At 54.3% G+C, this 495-nt stretch carries 2 protein-coding genes; both read right to left on the minus strand.

Going from position 1 to position 495, the window contains the following annotated elements; all coding sequences use genetic code 11:
- Positions 1-212 (minus strand): phage minor tail U family protein (locus CBF90_RS16290; RefSeq protein WP_242435704.1); only part of this gene is annotated, 212 nt, incomplete at its 3' end.
- Positions 209-495 (minus strand): phage tail protein (locus tag CBF90_RS16295; protein WP_049293789.1); only part of this gene is annotated, 287 nt, incomplete at its 5' end. The genes CBF90_RS16290 and CBF90_RS16295, both read right to left, overlap by 4 nt.

Raw genomic sequence — 495 nt, forward strand, 5'->3', positions numbered from 1 at the left:
TGAGCAGGCAGGAAAACTTCGATATGCAGCTCCGCCTGCCAGGTATCGCTGTCCAGCTCTTCGCCCGTGTATTCAGCGCCGGTGAGATAAACGGCAACTGCCGGAAAATCCGCCTCATCAAAAACAGCGGGGCGACCATCAAAAAACGTCGCCCCGGTGTCATGCTTCTCCAGTGCATCCAGTACGGCTGCACGGAGTTCAGTATGTTTCATCGCTTTATTACCATCCTCAGTTGATGCTGCAGCGCATAGCCCAGCTCTTTCGGAAGACGTTCACGCCGTATCCGCTCAATATTTTGTTTAAACGCCGTGGTCAGCGGCACCGCCATCGGGATTTTCACCACATCAATGGGGTAACGGTTTTTCCCAGCCACACGCTGCATGACATGCCACCGGCCATTTTTCAGTTGCTGAATAAACGCGCCGGGAATACGACGGTTACCCACCACAAGCACGCTGCCGCCACCTTTCAGGGATGAACGCTGCCCCTTTTTAC

The sequence above is a fragment of the Microbacterium sp. AISO3 genome (assembly GCF_002204305.1).
Lineage (GTDB): Bacteria > Actinomycetota > Actinomycetes > Actinomycetales > Microbacteriaceae > Microbacterium > Microbacterium arborescens.